This is a genomic window from Paenibacillus oryzisoli (assembly GCF_050467285.1).
In the GTDB taxonomy this organism is placed as follows: domain Bacteria; phylum Bacillota; class Bacilli; order Paenibacillales; family NBRC-103111; genus Paenibacillus_E; species Paenibacillus_E oryzisoli_A.
The window spans coordinates 217,157-233,774 of the sequence record NZ_JBCMUN010000014.1; the positions used below are offsets into that span (position 1 = coordinate 217,157).

At 54.1% G+C, this 16,618-nt stretch carries 12 protein-coding genes; 8 read left to right on the forward strand and 4 right to left on the reverse strand.

Going from position 1 to position 16,618, the window contains the following annotated elements:
• The first annotated feature begins 104 nt into the window (after positions 1 to 104).
• Both ABE504_RS24160 and ABE504_RS24165 read left to right on the forward strand, forming a co-directional pair.
• Positions 105 to 698: a TetR/AcrR family transcriptional regulator gene (locus tag ABE504_RS24160; protein ID WP_430093680.1), complete on the forward strand. Its 594-nt coding sequence runs from the start codon at positions 105 to 107 to the stop codon at positions 696 to 698.
• A gap of 39 nt (positions 699 to 737) precedes the next feature.
• Positions 738 to 1,181, forward strand: a complete 444-nt coding sequence (locus tag ABE504_RS24165; protein ID WP_430093683.1) for a DoxX family protein — start codon at positions 738 to 740, stop codon at positions 1,179 to 1,181.
• Positions 1,182 to 1,284: 103 nt separating this feature from the next.
• Here ABE504_RS24165 and ABE504_RS24170 read toward each other — a convergent pair whose 3' ends face one another.
• Positions 1,285 to 2,088, reverse strand: a complete 804-nt coding sequence (locus ABE504_RS24170; protein WP_430093806.1) for a class I SAM-dependent methyltransferase — start codon at positions 2,086 to 2,088, stop codon at positions 1,285 to 1,287.
• 262 nt (positions 2,089 to 2,350) lie between these two features.
• Entirely contained in the window at positions 2,351 to 3,784 is a 1,434-nt protein-coding gene (locus tag ABE504_RS24175; RefSeq protein WP_430093685.1) for a hypothetical protein, read from the reverse strand.
• Positions 3,785 to 4,379: 595 nt separating this feature from the next.
• On the opposite strand from ABE504_RS24175, the gene ABE504_RS24180 reads away from it, so the two are divergent.
• The 6 genes from ABE504_RS24180 to ABE504_RS24205 all read left to right on the forward strand — a co-directional run bounded on the left by ABE504_RS24180 (position 4,380) and on the right by ABE504_RS24205 (position 13,674).
• Positions 4,380 to 6,167 carry a cache domain-containing sensor histidine kinase gene (locus tag ABE504_RS24180; protein WP_430093688.1) on the forward strand — a complete coding sequence of 596 codons (1,788 nt, stop codon included), beginning with the start codon at positions 4,380 to 4,382 and terminating at the stop codon, positions 6,165 to 6,167.
• Entirely contained in the window at positions 6,145 to 7,749 is a 1,605-nt protein-coding gene (locus ABE504_RS24185) for a response regulator (protein WP_430093691.1), read from the forward strand. The genes ABE504_RS24180 and ABE504_RS24185 overlap by 23 nt, the downstream gene beginning before the upstream one ends.
• Positions 7,750 to 7,838: 89 nt before the next feature.
• A complete protein-coding gene (locus tag ABE504_RS24190) occupies positions 7,839 to 9,203 on the forward strand; it encodes an ABC transporter substrate-binding protein (protein WP_430093694.1) in 1,365 nt (454 codons plus the stop codon).
• A 145-nt stretch (positions 9,204 to 9,348) separates the two neighbouring features.
• Positions 9,349 to 10,251 carry a carbohydrate ABC transporter permease gene (locus tag ABE504_RS24195; protein ID WP_430093696.1) on the forward strand — a complete coding sequence of 301 codons (903 nt, stop codon included), beginning with the start codon at positions 9,349 to 9,351 and terminating at the stop codon, positions 10,249 to 10,251.
• A gap of 18 nt (positions 10,252 to 10,269) precedes the next feature.
• Entirely contained in the window at positions 10,270 to 11,151 is an 882-nt protein-coding gene (locus ABE504_RS24200) for a carbohydrate ABC transporter permease (protein WP_430093699.1), read from the forward strand.
• Positions 11,152 to 11,247: 96 nt separating this feature from the next.
• The gene (locus ABE504_RS24205; RefSeq protein WP_430093701.1) at positions 11,248 to 13,674 is read left to right on the forward strand and encodes a family 16 glycoside hydrolase; all 2,427 of its coding nucleotides are present in this window, start codon (positions 11,248 to 11,250) and stop codon (positions 13,672 to 13,674) included.
• A gap of 51 nt (positions 13,675 to 13,725) precedes the next feature.
• Here the strand turns inward: ABE504_RS24205 and ABE504_RS24210 are convergent, their stop codons facing one another.
• Positions 13,726 to 15,372 (reverse strand): helix-turn-helix domain-containing protein, encoded by a 1,647-nt coding sequence (locus ABE504_RS24210; protein ID WP_430093703.1) that lies wholly within the window; start codon positions 15,370 to 15,372, stop codon positions 13,726 to 13,728.
• Positions 15,373 to 15,445: 73 nt separating this feature from the next.
• A complete protein-coding gene (locus tag ABE504_RS24215) occupies positions 15,446 to 16,417 on the reverse strand; it encodes an ABC transporter substrate-binding protein (protein WP_430093706.1) in 972 nt (323 codons plus the stop codon).
• Positions 16,418 to 16,618: the final 201 nt, after the last annotated feature.

Below are 16,618 nucleotides of genomic sequence, written 5' to 3' on the forward strand. Positions count from 1 at the left end.
GCGGCTTTTCTTTTTACTCGTAAGCATCATATTTCACCATTTACAAACCGATGGTCTGTTTGTATAATGAGCATATCAACTCCATTTGAAAGAGGACACTCATCATGAAGAACGAAGAACGCCGCGAACTGACCACTGGTCGCTTGCTGACCGCCGTCAAACAACTTATCGCCGAAAAAGGCTGCGAAGCGCTGACCATGAAGGACCTCATGGAACGATCAGGCCTCTCGAAAGGCGCTATTTTCCATTATGTCAAAAGCAAAGACGAGATTTTCGCCTGGGTGCTTCAGGAACGGCTTGAATCTACGAACGAACAGTTTCAATCCGCGGCCGAGCAGGAGCCAGCTACCTTTGAAGGGCCTATGCAGCGCATTGCGAACGGCATGATGTCGATTACAGATCCCGGCGATGTCACCAACAAGGTGTTCATTTACCTGCTCGGCAAAGAAGCCGATCCCGCGGTGGCGGAAGCACTGCAGCAATTTTATGAGCAATCCATCCGGTATTCTAAAATGTGGATTGTCGCAGGCCAGCAGCATGGCGTCATTCACGCCTCGTTGGACGCCGATGAGACCGCCGAAACCTTCGTCCTGCTTACCCTTGGACTGCGCGTCCGCTCCATGCTGCCGATCGGCCGAAGCGCCGGGATTCTGGCGGAAAAGCTTTCAGGATTTATGGCGCGCATCTTGAAAGCGTAAACGCGAGCTTCCTACCAAATAATCAAGGAGGAAATTGAAATGGCACCTTTTATCGCATTAGTCTCATCGTTCATCCTGTTCCGCTGTATCGGCTGGCTTGGCGCAGGCTATTTCGACAATTGGCAGCACGCGCTGCAAGCCGCCGTCGCTCTGATGCTGCTGCTGACTGCCTCTGCACATTGGGGCAAAAGGCGGGCAGATCTCGTCCGCATGGTACCGCCGACTTTTCCGAATCCGGCCTTGATCGTCACCGTGACGGGCCTCCTTGAAATTGCCGGGGCTATCGGCATCCTGCTGCCCGCCCTTTCACTTGCGAGCGCGCTCTGCCTCGTGCTCTTATTTCTGGCGATGTTCCCCGCCAACGTCTACGCCGCCAAACATCGCCTCACCATCGCCGGCAGCCCTGTGCCCCGGCTGTTCCTCCGCACCGTGCTGCAGCTCGTTTTTCTCGCTGCCGTGGTGCTGGCTTCGCCGCTGGTGTAGGCGCGCGGGGCAGGGGCCGGGGAGTCCCCCTTTCCGCGAACAAGCGGCAGTCCAGGACTTGAAAATATCCTAGACTGCCGCTTGTTTATGGAACGAACAGATCCTATCGTTTTCTTGCCTTGATGACAAAAGTGACAGGAAGCATCTTTGCTTTTTGGGCAAAATCGCCGCTGCGTGATTGCATCATATCCTCATCGGATTCCTCAATCATTTCCTCAATGACAAATCCGGCTTTTGCCAGCGCGTTCACATAGGTTGATAGTTTACGGTCCGATAAGGCCAGCGTACTTCCGTCAAGAGATGCCGAATACCACGATTCATCGAAATAACATTTTTTAAAAACAAGCCTGTTATTTTCTGCAGCAACACATTTGTGTATAGGGTGAGACCAACTGAAAATAAATGCGCCGTCTTTTTTTAGGTAAGCAGCAATCCGGCGAAAAGTACCCTCAAGGTCTGTTGCCCAGCCTATGGCATAAATCGAATACACAAAGTCGAAATAGTCACCTGGTATGCCGCATTCTTCTTCCATCGGAGAACAGATCAATCGAGCCGAAAGACCTCGCTCTGTCAAACGTTGCTTCGTCTTTTCGATTTGATTTTCTGAGATATCCATTCCCCATAGTTCAGATGCATGGCGTTCCCCCAAATATTGCAAAGATTGACCGCTTCCGCAGCCGATTTCCAGCAGCTTTTTTCCTGAGACATCGCCAAAAAGCTGGCACTTCTCTTCTGAGACAAATGCGCCATACAAAGGAAGGGCGGTTTCTCCTAAAACATCGCTCCCTTTTGTATCCCAAAATAAGCTATTTGTTTCATGCACAACACGCTTATCCATGTCAACCGAGATGGCGCCAACCTCTCCACCACCTATAATGTTTGTTCGATAAACAGAATTCTTGTCCATGCCGTCGCACCCCAAATCCAGTTTTTTCAACGTCTCCCCTCCTTGCGGAACTGTATGCCGCTATTTCGACGAATGATTCAGCTTTCCGCCAGAAAGCGGAACGAGGTGGCCTTATTTCGGCCCCCAGACGTCCATTTCACCCAAATATGTGCAAATAAAGCCTTCTCGTTCCGCTAGAGGCACAAATGCGCCGAATCCCTGCAAATAGCGTTTCTACGTTCCTCTTGCCTTAAAAAATGCGTCCCCCCTGACATGCCAGGTCTTACATCGGCGTGGGCTTCCGCCCTTTGCCATACACGCTGGCAAACAAGAACGTCGCCAGCAGTTGCAGCGCACCGACGATGTAAAACGGTGCGACCATCCGCCCCGCGTCGATGAATTTACCGAATGCGCCGGGCCAGAGCACTGCGCCCAAGCGAAGGATGACATAATTCATCTTCACGATCAGGGAGCGCTTGCCGCGCGGCGCCTCTTCCATCAGCATCGCAGTCCGGTTGCCGCGCGTCCCGAGGTTGCAGGCGGTGCAGCCGATTTCCAGCAAAGCCGCCACCCAGAACGATGTCGTCCACGGCAGGGCCAGCAGACAGGCAATCGCCAGCAGATGCAAAATGACGACCACGCGCACGGTGCCGATCTTCTCCGCATGTTTCGGCGCCAAGTACGACCAGCCTCCCGCTGCGAGGTAAGAGAGGCCCATGACGACGCCGATCCAGCCCGGCGACGCGTTGAACCTCACGGCGAACCAGTACGACGTCATCGTACTGGTCAGGCCTCCGGCAATGCCGCTGAGCTGTGTCACCAGCTGTTTAAGCTCCTCCGCCGTCCTCGCATCGCCTGAAGCGCCGGAACGCCTGACCAGCAGCCGCAGATTCGGAATCAGCAGCAGGACGAGAAACAGCACAATCGGCGCATACAGCGACACTTCGTGCCAGCCGAGGCGCCGAAACAGCGCGAACAGGCCGCCGATGACCAGCGCGCCGAGCACCAGACCGGCGAACAGCGCGAAGTCGTTCGCCTTCTTGCCGACCGCCGGCTCCGCCTGCGGAGCAGCCGGCGCTGGCGCTTTCCGCTCGCCGCCCTGCAGGCGGAGCAGCAGAACAATGCTGCCCGCGCTAAGCGCGACGAGCAGCAGGAAAATCGGCCTGTAGCCGCTGGCGCCAGGCAACAGGCCGCTCCACACCAGGTGCAGGCAGGCCAGCAGGCAGCCTGCACCCAGCCCCGCGCAGCTTAGCAGCGCGTTCGTGTGATACACATGACCGGTCTTCTTCCGGTCATACGCCGCCAGCCAGCGCCGCTCGATCGGCGCCATCGGCCCGCCCGTGCCGGCATGACCGCCGCCGAGGCCGGACAACATGAACGCAGCGTCGAGTACGAGCTGCTGCGAGAAAAACACCGCGAGCACCGCGCCAAGCAGGACGAGCCCTTCAAACAGCAGCAGGCATCGCTTGGCGCCAAGCAGCCTGCCGAGCTCTGCCGTGAACAGCGTCAGCCCAGTTCGCAGCAAGCCTGCGAGGGCGAGCACCGTGCCGATCGCGCCCCCGCTCCACCCTAGCTCCTTCAAGAACAGGGAGATGTCGACCAGCGCCAGCCCTTGTCCGACGCTGCGCAGCAATGTGGCGAGCTGAAGGCGCTGGACGTCCTTATGCGGACCAAGCCATGTGGAGAGCAAGCTCGATTTAACAAGAAGTTGGGACATAACTCTTCTCCTTCATCTAGGAATAGGATAAGTTCAGCTGGCAACACAGCCGCTTTTTTATTCATTTTAAGTACAAATCTTGCGAATATCAATCATAGGCGAACAGCACATTCATCCTCGCCAAAGCGCACCGAAGCAATGCCTGCAAGAAAGCAGGAATTTTCCGCAAAAATGGCGTGTGCAGCCAAAAAACCTGCGATAAAGCAGTTTTTTTGGCCAGGTTCTCTCAAAAAGAGGGTTCTCGTCGAGAATACCTGCGCAATTGCAGGCATTTCATGGAATCAGTAGCGGGAAGAGGAAAATCCCTACTTTTCTGCAGGCTTCGATACCAACGGCAGAGTCGGGGTCAAATAGCCTCTCTCGCTCCGCTCGCACACTTGCTAAACTGGCATAACGTTGCTTCGTATACCCAGGAGACCTAGGTAGTTACCTTCCCTCTCTTTTTCCCTCTCGCAAATTCTTTGCTCTTTCCGTCATTTTCTTTGTTCTTTCCTCCCCGTTTCCATGCACGCCTAGCGTCACCGGGGTTCTCGTTGTATGATAGAAGCAATTCCTCTCTCTGGGAAAATTCCATGGAACGGTGACCGCTATGCGAATGCTGCGCAGCCCACTCAAAACTTTGCGGGGCAAGATTCTCGTGTCCCTGTTCTTGCTGATCATTCTTCCCGTCGTCATCATTCTGTACCGCTTCTATAAAAATTCGGAACACATCGTACAGGTGCAGCTGAACCAGTCCAATCTTACCGCCGTTACTCAAAAAGCGAGTACGATGAACGACATGGCGGTTCGCATGATTTCCGCCTCCGCGTTGATCATTAACGATCTCGAAACGGAAAAGTTTTTGAAAGATCCGCCCGACTGGTCCGATAACTATATCAACTTCCAACGATTGACCAACCTGCAGCAAAAAATGTCCAACGTCAAAGACCTGCTTCTCGACTATTCGACGTATATCGGCATCTACGATAATCGGGGCTACACGCATACGACCTGGTCGGCCGTCTCCAAGGTGGACCCTCTGGATTTCGCCAAAGAAAGCTGGTTCGCTCCCACACGGGAGCACAGCGGCTTTCCGTACTGGTCTGTCCCGTATACCCTCCAAACCGGCGCAACAAGTACGAATCTCGTTTTAATGACGAGGCAAATTAATGGCACGTATTCAAGCAATTACGGAACGTTTTTTATCGGCGTGCCGATCTCGGTTTTCTTCTATTCCGCTTCCGAGCTCGCGAGCCAACAAGCGGAAGGCATCACAACCCTGCTGTACGATGACCAACAGCGGCTGCTGTTGGGCCGGACGAGCAGCAATCAGGCGCTCGCAGGCGCTTCGCTTCAGAACATCCGCACGAACAGCAGCGGCATGCAAGAGATTACCGTGGACAACAAGGTGTATCTGGTCAACGACGCCTATGTGCCTCAGCTCGGCTGGCATCTCGTGCAGTTCATGAATCAAGCGGACTTCGCCAAACAGCTTAGCCGGGAAAAGGACAAATCCATTACGTGGATTATGGCGTGGTTTTTGCTTTTTGCCATTGCTTTCATTATTCTGATGCTGCGCGTCACAAGTCCGTTCAAGCAGCTTGCCAAATCGATGAACAAAGTCGGAAAAGGCGAGTTCAATACCTCGGTGCAGATCAAGGGCGAGGACGAGATGGCGATGCTCGGCAGCAATTTCAACAAGATGGTGCATCATCTGCAAAATCTCATCAACGACCTGTACGACGAGCAGCGGCGCAAACAGAAAGCGCAGTTTCAGGCGCTCCAGGCGCAGATCAATCCGCATTTTCTGCTGAATACGCTGAATTCGATCAAATGGATGGCCCTCCTCTCCGGCGCCGAGCACGTCAGCGAGATGATTACGAAGCTGGGCAAGCTGCTGAATTTTACGATGCGTAATGAACAAGAGTTTGTCACGCTCCGGGAGGAGCTCGATTATTTGCAGGTTTACCTGAGCTTGCAGGAAATCCGGTATCATGATCAAATTACTTTCTCTTATACGATTCCCGAGCCGCTTCTGGACTGCGAGATGCTCAAATTCACCCTCCAGCCTGCGGTTGAAAACAGTATTCTTCACGGCAACCGCTTCCCGCTTCATATCGAGCTCGTTGCCGAGGAGCAAGGCGATCGGCTTCTGATCTCCCTGCAGGACAACGGCGTCGGCATGAGCGAGGAGAAGATTCAGGAGGTCGAAGCGACGCTCCATCAGCCTCACGCCAAATTCAGCGGCATCGGTATCCGCAACGTGAACGAACGCATCAAGCTGCACTACGGCAGCCAGTACGGCATGCAAATTTCGAGCAAACCGGACGAAGGCGTTCATCTTCAATTAATGCTGCCTATGAAAAGGAGGGATGCGGAGCATGCGCATCTTGATCGTGGATGATGAAATTTTGGTACGCATCGGACTCAAAACGATTATTCCCCGGGACCAGGACGATTTCCAGGTTATCGGTGAAGCGGCTAGCGGCTTGGAGGCGCTGCAAATCCTTGAAGCCCAGCCGTGCGACATTGTGCTGACCGACATTCGCATGCCCGAAATGGACGGGCTCGCGCTGCTCAAGGAAATTCGCGAACGGTGGCCGCATATCAAATGCCTGATCTTGTCCAACCACCACGATTTCGCCTATGTGCAGCAGGCGCTGCGCCTTGGCGCTGTGGAATACGTCACCAAGCTGGAGATCAACCCGTCCGAGCTGATGGCGAAGCTGCGCACACTGCGCGAGCAAATTAGCCAGGAGCGGCAAGAGCAGGCGGCGCTGACCAAGCTGGAGCAGAAGGTGAACGAATACAGCAGCGAAGTGAAGGAAAAGCGCCTGCGCGAGCTGCTGCTGGGCCATGCTACACGGAGCGAGATTGAGCAAATGCGCCGGGAATTCAAGCTGGAGCAGTTGGAGGCCCCGCTTTCCGCGGCCGTCGTGCAAATCGAGAAATACGACGAGCTGACGCAGAACAACCGGTTTCAAAGCGACCGGCTGCTTTCGTATACGGTCAAAAATGTGCTCAGCGAAATTTTGAAAAAATACGACAACGGCGAACTCGTGGAAATCGAGGGCGGCAAATTTTGCATTCTGACGGGCAAACGCGATCCGAATATGCTTGCTGAAATGCAGCATGCGGTGCAAGCTTTTCTGAAAATTATCGTCACGATCGGCGTCTCCCCCGCCATGACGGATACCTTCGCGCTTCATGAAGCGTACGATAAAGCCGACTGCGCGCTGAGCTACCGCTTCTATTATGGGCGCGCCTGCATCGTGCAGTATGAGGAACTCAAGCTGTCCGCTGCTCCGGCCATGGCGGAGCCTTGGGACGAAGAGGAATGGTCGAAGCTCATCGATGCGCAGGATGCGGAAGGCATGAAGAAGCGCATCTTAACGTGGACGGCGTCCCTCATGCAGCAAAGCGCGCTTCCTCCCACCGTCGTGCGCGAGCAATGGCTGAGCCTGCTTCATCTGTTCGCACGCAGCTTGAAAGCGGACGGCGGCGACATCTATTCCGTGACGCTGCACGAGCAGCAGTACCCGTACCACGTCATTCGCACAGCTGAGACGCTGCAGGATCTCACCGACTGGTTCGTCGGCTGGATTCCGGTCTTTCTGGCCTACAAGCGCCAGCACGGCAAGGAAAAGCTCCGCCCCGAGATTCAGATTGTGATCAAGCAGATTTTGGAAAACTACAATTTCCCGCTGAAGGTAGCGGATTTGGCGAGCACGGTCGGGTACACCGAGAACTATTTAAGCATTCTTTTTAAAAAGGAAACCGGCAAAACGATCACGGACTACATGACCGCGGTACGGATGAAAAATGCGCGCGAGCTGCTGAAAAATCCGGACTATAAAATTTTCGAGATTTCCGAGATGATCGGCTATGCCGACCCGAACCATTTCTCGCGCAGCTTCAAGCAAATGGAAGGCATGTATCCGACCGAATTCCGCAAGCTCTATTTTGGCGGACAGCGAACATCATAGAATTATGCTTACTTCGTAAAGAATACTCCGTGTTCATTTGGAAGCGTATGGATTACGATGACATTACCAAAAGAAAAGGGGATGAACACATGAAGAAAGCACTAGGATACAGCGCATCACTTGCTCTTGCTGTAAGCGTTTTCCTTGCAGGATGCTCCAAAACGGAACCAACACCAACCACCTCCGCGGCGCCGGCAGCGACGTCAGCAGCTACTGCAGCGGCAACGTCAGATCAAAAGCCGATCACACTGAAATTCTGGGGAGGCGTTCCGCCGGAAAGCGGTCCGCAAGAAGCGGTCGATAACTGGAATAAAGCGAATCCGAACATCAAGGTTGAGTATACACGATTTGTAAACGACGATCCCGGCAACTTGAAGCTTGAGACGGCCTTGTTGTCGAATACGGATGCGCCGGACATTTTCATGAACTACAGCGATGCCAGAATCACGAAGCGTCAGGCAGCCGGTATGGCGGAACCGCTCGACGATCTGATCGCCAAGGTGGGCTTTGACGTCAACGGCATTATCGGTGCAGAAAACATCAAGAAATTCCCTGACGGCAAATACTACTACCTGCCAGCCAACAAAAACGTCGGCGCTGTCCTCTTTAACAAAAAAGCGCTGGACGCATCCGGAGAGAAATTGCCGACAGCCTGGACTTGGGACGATTTTGCAGCGCTTGCCGCTAAGCTCAATAAAGGCGATATGAAAGGCACGATGCTCGATCCGGCCCTCGCCTCCTTCGGCGACCTTGTTCTGCAAACCGATAAACCGCAAGATTGGTTCATTACGGCTGACGGCGCATCGAACTTCAACAGCCCTGCCTTGAAGAAAGGCTTGGAGATGCAGCAATCGCTCGAGAGCAAAGGCTTGATGATGAAATACTCCGAAGCCGTAGCGGGTAAAATTACAGTGCAAAACGAACTGCTCACCAGCAAAGCGGCCATGGCGACATCGGCAATTTATATTATCCGCTACATTAAGGATACGAAAAGCTTCCCGCATGACTTCAAAGTTTCGTTCGCGCCGATCCCGCAGTATAAAGCAGGCGGCAATGTCAACCCCGGCGGCGGCATGGGCGACTATATGTCCATCAACAAAAACAGCAAGAACAAAGAAGCGGCCATGAAGTTCATGTCCTGGTACTTGCAAGAAGGCAACATGTCCATGGTGGCGGGCGGACGCATTCCAACGAACAAGAAAGCCGATCCGGCCAAAATCGCCTCCATCCTCATCGGTGACGGGAAAGATCTGATCGACGAAGAATCCTTGAAGGCGCTGCTCGCTGGCAGCTACACGTTCCCAACGTCCTACAACGTGCCGGTGCCAACCGAACTGACAGCGGTGTACAAGGATGAGATGGAGAAATATTTGCTCGGCGCCCAGCCACTCGACAAAGCGCTGGAAACGATGAAAAAACGCGCAGACGAAACGATCAAAGGCGCGAAAAAATAGCTTTGATTTACGTAAACCTCCGGGCCGATTCTACCCGGAGGTTTTTCAATGAAAATGCAGAAACGGGCATGAATATGCTATGGGTTTTCACTTCTATGCTTGGTAAAGTTAAGGTATCAACAGTTCAGGAAAGGGTGTAAGGCTTATGAAACCATTCTGGCAGACGTCCAAGTTCAGGGAAAACCTTGCCGGTTATCTCTTCATTTTGCCCAACTTCGCGGGGTATCTCGTGTTTATCCTGCTGCCCATTCTATTCAGCTTGTATCTCGTGTTTGTCGATTGGGAATATCTCAAGGGCTTCGCAGGTATTGAATGGGTCGGCTTGGATAATTTTAAAGCGCTTCCACATGATCCGAAATTTATTAAGGCGCTGCAAAACAATACGATTTTCACAGTCGTCTCTGTCCCGGCGTCCATTATTCTAGGACTGCTGCTTGCCGTCATTTTGAATAAGTACGTGTACTTCAAACAAACCTTGCGGACACTGATTTTCCTGCCTTATGTCAGCTCGCTCATCGGCGTCTCGGTCATCTGGAGTATCATGTACCGGGCTTCCAATGGGCCGATTAACCAATTCCTTCACGCGATCGGCATTCAGAATACACCGGGCTGGCTGTCCAGTCCCAAATCCGCGCTCATCGCCATTATTATCATGTCCGTCTGGGTTACCATCGGATACGCCATGGTCATTTATCTGGCAGGCTTACAGGGCATTTCCAAGGATCTGTACGAAGCATCCGAGATTGACGGCGCGTCAAACGTTCGGCAGTTTTTTCAGATTACGGTCCCCATGCTGACGCCGACGACGTTTCTGATCACCATCACGCTAATTATCTGGTCGTTCCAGGTTTTCGGTCCCGTCGCGGTTATGACGCAAGGCGGTCCGATCGATTCGACCATGGTGCTGTCCTATCACATCTTCCTGCTCGCCTTCCGCTTCTACAAAATGGGCTATGCGGCTACCGTTTCCTGGGTGCTGTTTGCGATTATTTTCATCATTACGCTCATTCAATGGCAGAGCCAAAAACGCTGGCAGCAGCACTTCTAAGCAAAGGAGCGATTCCTCATGGCAACATCTTATTCTATCGAAACAACCAAATCGGCTTCCCTGGCGAAACGCAAGGGCTGGAGCTTGTGGATAAAATCGATCATGACCGTCCTATTGTTCGGCTTCGCCATCCTCATGATCCTGCCGTTCCTCTGGATGATCTCCACCTCATTTAAAATTAACGGAGAAGTGTTCAATTATCCGATCGAATGGATTCCGAAGACGTGGCATTGGGAAAATTATCAAAAAGTGTGGGGCGGCACCGATCCGTTTTATATTTTTTACTGGAATTCCATCAAAATTACCGTGATTACCGTAGTGGGCAATCTGTTCACCAGCGCCATGGCCGGCTTCGCCTTCGCCAAAATCCGCTTTAAAGGCCGCAACTTCCTGTTCCTGCTGTATTTGTCGACGATGATGATTCCGGGACAGGTGCTGCTCGTCCCCCGCTTCATCCTGTTCGATCAACTGCATCTGATCAACACGCATACATCGCTGATTTTGCCCGGCCTCTTCACCGTGTTCGGAACGTTTCTGATGCGCCAATTTTTCTCCTCGCTGCCGAACGAACTGCTGGAAGCCGGCCGTGTCGACGGCGCAGGCTACTGGCGCAACTTCTGGCAAATCTGTCTGCCGCTCACAAAACCGGCGATTGTCACGCTGCTCATTCTGTCGTTTACGTGGCACTGGAACGATTACGAGAATCCGCTGATCATGCTGCGCGATAAATCCCTGTACACCATTCCGCTCGGACTCACGAGCTACGTAGAAGAATTTGGTACGAATTATGTCCTGATGATGGCGGCTTCCGTATCGGCCCTTGTGCCGGTGCTTATCGTAGTCGTAATTTGTCAAAAATGGTTTGTCGAGGGGGTGGCCAGCTCCGGCTTGAAAGGATAATTGCGTTGTAGAGAAGGATCACAATTGCACCAAGGCACATTAGCCCCTGCATGGAGAGAAACCCATACGCTAATTGATGTCCAAGGAGGCTGACTGATGATTTCCTTCCGCAAATGGTTCACACTGCTCCTCGCCGCCGTGCTGCTGCTTGGCGCCCTCCCTGCCCACCGTGCAGAAGCATCAAGCACGGCTGTCGTGCCGATCGACTGGAGCGACTTCACCGCTGGCAATCCCTCTGACAGCAATGCGCTCCGCGTCCGCACGCTGCTGCTGAACAGCAACAAATACGCCCTAACGACGTGGTGGACGAACAAAGGCTATGCCGCGCAAAGCGGCACGTATCTGACGTTCGGCGGCGTCGATGAGCCGAATATCCGCCCACCGGCCAGCGAAGCGCTTGCGCTTGCGATTTCGCTCAAGACCGGCGCCTATGACGCTTCGGCCACCGGTGTCACGCAAGCGAACGCGTTGGCGATCGCCAAGAAGCTGACCGCTTCCCTCGCCTACCGGCACAAAGTGACGACCGCGTCCGGCTGGGGCAACGGCTGGCAGACCGCCTTCTGGGCGTACTTGGCCGGGACGGCCGGCTATATCCTCTGGGACGACTTGTCCGCGACAGACCGCGAATACGTGCGCGCGATGGTGGAGTACGAAGCGAATCGTTTTAACTCCTACACGGTCCCTTATTACCGCAACAAATCCGGCACCATCATCTCCGCCGGCGATACGAAGGCGGAAGAAAACGCCTGGAACTCCTCCCTGCTGCAGCTCGCTACGGCCATGATGCCCGATCACCCGAACTGGTCCTTGTGGATGAACAAAAACATCGAGCTTATGGTCTCCGCTTACTCCCGTCCGTCCGATACGACAAGCACGCGCGTGCTTCACGGCCGAACTGTCGCTCAATGGCTGAACGGCTCCAATGCCAATGAAGACGGCACCGTGGTCAACCATAACATTATTCATCCCGATTACATGACGTCGATTACCCAGCTGTTTAATGCACCGCTGCTGTATACGCTCGCAGGCAAGCCAACGCCGGAAGCGTTCCTGTTTAATGCGGACGTTGTGTACGATTCGCTCGTCGACTTGAATTTTGCTTCTCCTCCCTACGGCTCTCCAGGAGGCACGATTTATGTGGACGGCTCGTCCAACATTTATTACCCGCAGGGCAATGATTGGGGTACAATGCGGCGCATGCAGTTCGCTTTTATCGATGCGACGGCCGCAGCGTTTGGCTTTGACACACTCGCCAGCCAGAAGGGCAGCTATTGGGAGCCCTACCATGCCCAAATGGTGCTCGATATGCAGAACCGTACCGGTCATACCGATGGGCATACCTATGAGGCGACCGCGGAGGACACGTATGCCGGGCGCGAGGAATGGATTGCGCAATTTGCGGGCCGGGATTATTTGACGAAGTGGATCATGGGGCAAAATAAGTACACGCTGACAAATCAGACGTATACGGTACCTTCGGCTCCCGCTCCAAGCGATCCGTTTCATTATGGCTTCGAGGACGGCACCGCCGCAGGATGGACGCCGGTGAATGGCACGTGGAACGTCGTGACGGACGGCGCGTCCAAGGTATACAAACAGACCGCCACGTCTGGCGAAGCGCTCTCGGTTGCCGGCGACAGCTCCGCATGGCGCAATTACAGCCTCGAAGCGACGATGAAGCTGTACGATAGCATCGCGAACAACGCCTCCGGCATTGTCGGCCGCTATGCGGACAACGACAACTATTATTTGTTCCGGCTCACGACGACGGGCAAGGCGCAGCTGTATCGGAAATCTGCCGGCACGTTCACCTTGCTTCAGGAAACGGCGATGACGGTCAGCACCGGCACGGCCTATACGTTGAAGCTCGTGATGAACGGCAGTGCTCTTTCCGGCTATGTGAACGGCGCGCTGAAGGTGTCCGCCAGCGACAGCACGATTTCGGCAGGTCGCATCGGATTCCGTACGTATAATCAAACCGCGAGCATCGACAATGTCGCGGTCGAGCTGAGCCTACCGTACGCGGATAACTTTGAGGACGGGGATGGCTTTTCATGGACGCCGACCACAGGCACGTGGAACGTTGTGACGGACGGCAGTTCCGTCTACAAGCAGACGGCGACCGGCGGCGAAGCTGTGACGGTGACAGGGAACAGTGCCTGGAGCAACTATGCGGTTCAGGCGAATGTGAAGCTGTACGATGCTCTTTCTTTTAATGCGTCGGGCCTAATCGCCAGGTATCAGGATGCGGACAATTACTATTTGCTCCGTGTGACCACGGATGATTTCGTCCAGCTGTATCGAAAGTCCGGCGGCACGTTTACGCTGCTCCAGGACGCGCCGCTGACCGTGAACACGGGTACAACGTACACGTTGAAGCTTGCGCTGAGCGGCAGTTCGATGACAGGCTATGTCGGCGGCGTTCCCTTGATCTCCGTGACGGACAGCACGTTTGCCTCCGGCAAAATCGGCCTCCGCACGTATAAGCAGACCGCCAGCTTTGATGAAATTAGTGTAAATTAATGAAAAAAGACGATACCTTGCAGACGCTTATTCTGCTTGTATCGTCTTTCTTTATTTCGGCGCGGCAGCCGCCTCGAACATCGCCGCCGCATGGTGCAGCAGCCTCTCTTGCCCGAATGCGGAATATTCGTTCCACGGCGCTTCGATGCCGGCGATGCCGCTGGTCACGGTGACGTTCCCCGCTCGGACCGCCGGCAGCTCGCACCACGCGTCCTCTTTGGCGATGGCCTGCCAAGCCGCCTGCGAGACGCTATCCTTGGCTACATGAAGGATGATGTGTCCGGCTTCGTAATCGGCGAGCTTCGCGGGGTCTATCTTTTTCACCCAGGGCGTGATGTGAAGCTGATCCGGCGCTTTCAGCCCCAAGTCATCGTAAAAAACGGTTGCGGCAGCTTTTCCCCATACCAGCAGCTGTTTGAGATGAATAAGCACGATAAGCACTGGACGATCCTCCAGACGGGGCTTTAGCACCGCTTTCAGCTCCGCCGCTTTGCGATCGTAGTTGTGAAGCCACTTGGCCGATTCCTTTGTTTTATGGATGAAGGCTGCAACCTCCAGAAGCTGCTTACGCCAGCTGGCCTGCCAAGGCAAAAAAAGCGCAGTCGCAATGCTCCCCAGCTTCTCCTGCTCCTCCGGCGGAATCCAATCGATGCCGATGATATAATCGGGCTTCGCCTGCTCCAGCGCCAACCGATTAAAATCATAGTGATGGCTAAGCGACACCTGGACATCGTACGCGTATTTATTCCGATAATAGTCCGTCCAATACTGGTCCATCGGCGCCGCATAGGGAATGACCTGCAACGCCAGGAGCTGCCCGATGTTTACCCAACTGTAAGCTGCGACTTTGAGATTAGAATTTTTCATATAGACCGCAGGTGCCATGCCCATATGTTTCTTGAACATGTTGCTGAGGTACATTTCATTCTTGTAGCCGACCTGATACGCAATTTCGCGCAGGGAGGCGTTCGGCAGCTCGCGCATCAGCGATTTCGCTTTACGCAGTCTCAACTCGGTGACGTATTCAATGACGCCTTTACCAAACTTCTCTTTGAACAGCCGCATAAAATGAAACCGGCTCAGCCCCGCCGTCGCCGCCAAGCTCTCAATCGTAATTTCCTCGGTAAAATTGCGCTCCAGCACATACTTGGCATAGTCTAGGGCCATGGCGGTTTTGTGCGCCTGATTTTGCAGCACCAGGCTTAACAGCTCGTACAAGCCTGCTTCGCTGCGCAGCCGGTCTGCCGGCTGACCCTGCAGAAAGTGGGTGTGGACCACTTTCGCGAGCTGCACCGCGGCTGCGGGTGCCAGCGGAATCGCCTCCCCTTCGCCGGGGAGCGAGTGGAGCGGCTGAAGTGCAGCGCTATTTCCGGTCTCGGCCTGCGCTACCCGGAACGCTTGAAAACGCAGCAAGTACACGCCCTGCACGTCCTCCGGCTGCAGCCCCAGCTCCAGCAGCTGCCCCGGCTTGCTGATAAAAGCGGTGCCCTGCTTGAGCTGCACAAACTGACCGCTGACGATCAGTCTTCCCTCCTGCGCGTCGGACACAAGCAAAATATACGAATCCGCCGTTATAAAATCCCGTTCGGCGGGCCAGTTCAAATCCCGGTACACGATATGCTCGACATCCGTGAGCTTAAACCAGGTCGCCGCCAGCAAATCCTCCTCGGCTTCTTGCTGTATGCATTCGTCGTTCATGAGGCTGCCTCCTTGCCTGACAAGCATAAAAGGACGGGAGCTTTATGAGCTGTCCCCGTCCTGCGAATCGCAGTTATTTTACTAGATTACGTACAATATCATCCAAAATCAACTGATTCGCGATCACGTTCTGATTGAACCAGTGGCCGGAATCGACTTCGTAGACGTGGCCTTGCTGCACAGCCGGCAGCTTCTGCCACAGCGGATTGTCCGTTGGCGGCTTTGGACGGCCTGTTCCCGACAAGACGAAGATGTAATCGACGTCATCAAGCTGTGCCAGCGATTCCAGCGAATACGTATCGTAGTCGCCTTTCAGCAGCTTCGGCTGTTTGAAGCCGACGCCTTCGTACAGCAGCTTCCCGCTGTAAAAGTTCGCGCCGAACAATTTGAATCCTTTTTCCGCAGCGGATTGGAACAATACCGCCGATTTGCTGCCGACGGCTTTTTGAATTTTATCCTTCGTCTGAGCGACCTTCTCGTCATACTTCTTGATCGCTTCATCCGCTTCCTTCGTCTTGCCCAGCACCTCGCCCAGCTTCGCGAGATTGCCTCTCCAGTCATTCTCATCGTTGGAGAGTACGTAGGTTGGCGCAATTTTCGAAAAATCCTCATATGTACCCGCCTTGATATAGGACGGTGCCGCCAAAATAATAAGGTCCGGGATGTGGCTGAGTGTCCCTTCCGGTTTAAGGCCGCCCATCATATCCAGAACCGGCACGCCGCTGAGCGTATTTTGCAAATATTGCTGCGGGGCGCCGTTCGCCGACCACTGCGCAACCGGCTTCACGCCCAGCGTTGTTAAGCCGTCCTCCAGGAATGGCGCGATCACGCGCTTCGGCTCCGCCGGCACCTTCACTTCGTGGCCCATCGCATCCTTCAGGATGCGCTCTTTCGGCGCAGCAGCCGTCGGTGCTGCCGAGGCTTGCGTTGTCGCCGCCGGTGACGCGGCGTTTTTGGAATCGGCTGCGCCTGTACCGCACCCCGCCAGCATGAGTGTTGATAAGATCACTGCAGCCGAAACGTGAACGAATTTTTTTGAAAACATAATGGAACTTCCCCCTGATTCATATGTTGATACTGATAATCATTATCGTTAATGAAAGTATACTGGACGTCCCTCCTTTTGTGAATATGTAAAAATGCTGTTTTTGGGCAGATGCGGCGCACGATGGTATAAGTTTGTTTGGAGAGAGCGCTTACGGTGGGGGTGGGGAAGTAACTTTGGCGGTTGGCGGGTGTTTAGAGT

Bases quoted from the DNA above. Each gene is read 5' to 3' on its own strand.
- ABE504_RS24190 (WP_430093694.1), top strand. From the start codon at position 7,839: ATGAAGAAAGCACTAGGATACAGCGCATCACTTGCTCTTGCTGTAAGC.
- ABE504_RS24200 (WP_430093699.1), top strand. From the start codon at position 10,270: ATGGCAACATCTTATTCTATCGAAACAACCAAATCGGCTTCCCTGGCG.
- ABE504_RS24210 (WP_430093703.1), bottom strand. From the start codon at position 15,372: ATGAACGACGAATGCATACAGCAAGAAGCCGAGGAGGATTTGCTGGCG.
- ABE504_RS24175 (WP_430093685.1), bottom strand. From the start codon at position 3,784: ATGTCCCAACTTCTTGTTAAATCGAGCTTGCTCTCCACATGGCTTGGT.
- ABE504_RS24170 (WP_430093806.1), bottom strand. From the start codon at position 2,088: ATGGACAAGAATTCTGTTTATCGAACAAACATTATAGGTGGTGGAGAG.
- ABE504_RS24160 (WP_430093680.1), top strand. From the start codon at position 105: ATGAAGAACGAAGAACGCCGCGAACTGACCACTGGTCGCTTGCTGACC.
- ABE504_RS24185 (WP_430093691.1), top strand. From the start codon at position 6,145: ATGCGCATCTTGATCGTGGATGATGAAATTTTGGTACGCATCGGACTC.
- ABE504_RS24195 (WP_430093696.1), top strand. From the start codon at position 9,349: ATGAAACCATTCTGGCAGACGTCCAAGTTCAGGGAAAACCTTGCCGGT.
- ABE504_RS24205 (WP_430093701.1), top strand. From the start codon at position 11,248: ATGATTTCCTTCCGCAAATGGTTCACACTGCTCCTCGCCGCCGTGCTG.
- ABE504_RS24215 (WP_430093706.1), bottom strand. From the start codon at position 16,417: ATGTTTTCAAAAAAATTCGTTCACGTTTCGGCTGCAGTGATCTTATCA.
- ABE504_RS24165 (WP_430093683.1), top strand. From the start codon at position 738: ATGGCACCTTTTATCGCATTAGTCTCATCGTTCATCCTGTTCCGCTGT.
- ABE504_RS24180 (WP_430093688.1), top strand. From the start codon at position 4,380: ATGCTGCGCAGCCCACTCAAAACTTTGCGGGGCAAGATTCTCGTGTCC.